Genomic DNA, 1,563 nt, shown 5'->3' on the forward strand with positions numbered 1-1,563 from the left:
CTGCCACCCCGGGCGTGGGCCAGCCAGGCGCCGGTGCTGGCGGCATCCAGTACCCGGGCCGGCAGGGTGCTGCGCTCCTGCAGGCAGCGCACCTGCTCCTGGAGGGTGGCGGCATCGACGCTGGCCAGGCCGATCAGCAGCAGGGGCTCCGGGTCCAGCCCGGCGGCGGCGGCGAGGCTGCCGTTCCACCAGTCGATCCGCTCCGGGCTGAGGCTGGAGCCCAGCAGCCAGCGGCTGAGGCCGGCCAGATCCTCCGGCCCCCCCTGGAAGCAGACACTGCGGCGCAGGGGCGGCTGGGGCAGGGTGCGCAGGGTCAGCTCGGTGATCAGCCCCAGGGAGCCCCAGCTGCCGGTGAACAGCCGCATCAGGTCGTAGCCGGCCACGTTCTTGACCACCTTGCCGCCGGCCCTGGCCGTCACCCCATCGGCGCGCATCAGGGCCAGGCCGATCAGCTGGTCGCGCACCCCCAGGTAGCGCTGGCGGTAGCCGCCCGCCAGGCCCCGGGCCACCAGGCCGCCAATGCTGCCGGCGGCGGCGCCCTGCCGGTCCCCCCAGGGGGCATCCACGGACAACCACTGTCCCTGGTGTCCAAGGACCTCCTGGACCTCCACCAGTGGTGTGCCAGCGGCCACGGTGATGGTGAAGTCGCCGGGGTTGAACTCCCGCACCCCCCGCAGGCCAGCGCAGCTGACCACCGTGCAGGGCCCGGCGACGGGCGGCCCCCAGTCGAGCCGGGTGCCCAGGCCCGCCGGCAGCCAGGCCGAACCCTGCCGGTGCAGGTCCCGCACCAGCTCCTGCAGCTCGCTGGGCTCAGGTCGCATCACGGCACGATGGTGCCATGGCGCAGGCAACGTTCGAGCCCGGGCCCGGGCTCAAGATCGTCGTCATCGACGACGACCCCACCGGCTCCCAGACCGTGCACGGCTGTCCACTGCTGCTGCGCTGGGACGCAGGGACGCTCGCCGCCGGCCTGGCCCACCCGTCGCCGCTGCTGTTCCTGCTGGCCAACACCCGTGCCCTGGCGCCGGCGGCGGCGGCCGACCGGGTGCGTGAGATCTGTCGGGCCCTGCGGCCCGCCCTGGAGCGGGCGATGGCGGCCGGCGAGATCGGCAGCTGGCTGGTGGTGAGCCGGGGCGATTCCACCCTGCGGGGCCACTTCCCCCTGGAGGTGGACGTGATCAGCGAGGAACTCGGTCCCTTCGACGCCACTCTGCTGGTGCCGGCCTTTCTTGAGGGGGGCCGCACCACCGTGGATGGGGTGCACCGGCTGGAGGGCCGGCCCGTGCATGAGAGCCCGTTCGCCCGGGACGGACTCTTCGCCTACGGAACCAGCCATCTGCCGGACTGGGTGGAGGAGAAGAGCGGCGGCCGCATCCGGGCCACCGCCGTGGACCGCATCGGCTGGCGGGAACTGGAGACCGGCGGCCCCGCCCTCCTCCGCCACCTGGCCCGCCTGGAGCGCAATGTCTGCGTGGCCGTGGACGGTGCCGCCGAGGGCCAGCTGGCGTCCCTGGCCACCGCGGTGCGCGCCCTGATCGCGCCCGGTACTGGCCGGCCCCGTCG

At 74.5% G+C, this 1,563-nt stretch carries 2 protein-coding genes; one reads left to right on the forward strand and one right to left on the reverse strand.

Features of this window, described 5'->3' with window-relative positions; translation table 11 throughout:
• Positions 1 to 821: FAD-binding oxidoreductase (locus VB737_RS16675; RefSeq protein WP_500314610.1), on the reverse strand; the 821-nt coding region annotated here is incomplete at its 3' end.
• Positions 822 to 838: 17 nt separating this feature from the next.
• Between VB737_RS16675 and VB737_RS16680 the strand changes: the two genes are divergently transcribed.
• Positions 839 to 1,563, forward strand: a 725-nt coding sequence (locus tag VB737_RS16680; RefSeq protein ID WP_500314611.1) for a four-carbon acid sugar kinase family protein, incomplete at its 3' end; no start/stop codon positions are given.

This window comes from Synechococcus sp. BA-120 BA3, from assembly GCF_034931285.1.
Classification (GTDB): Bacteria; Cyanobacteriota; Cyanobacteriia; order PCC-6307; family Cyanobiaceae; genus Cyanobium.